Here is a 232-nt window from a genome sequence, read left to right as displayed (position 1 = left end):
CCCCCCGGGACCCCCTGCGGACGGGCGCCGGCCCCGCGCGGCATGAAGAAGGAGGTCCCGTCCGGCCTCATCACCGGGACCGTCCTGGCCGCCGACGCGGCGAGTTCGGCGATGTCCTCCCCCGGCACACCGAGGTGGTAGAGCCACTCCTGCGCGATCTCCCCGCCCGTGCACTCCGGCATCGGCTTCTTGACGTAGTCGCCCGGCGTCTCGCCGAAGAGTCCGTACACCC

General features: G+C 73.3%; 1 protein-coding gene. It reads right to left on the bottom strand.

Annotated features, from left to right (window positions below; all coding sequences use genetic code 11):
- The coding region (locus tag KVS71_RS19305) for an oleate hydratase (RefSeq protein ID WP_217585332.1) at positions 1–232 on the bottom strand (232 nt) is incomplete at both ends.

The organism is Microbacterium sp. GbtcB4, assembly GCF_019091465.1.
GTDB classification, from domain to species: domain Bacteria; phylum Actinomycetota; class Actinomycetes; order Actinomycetales; family Microbacteriaceae; genus Microbacterium; species Microbacterium paraoxydans.
This window is presented reverse-complemented; position numbering and strand designations above follow the sequence as displayed.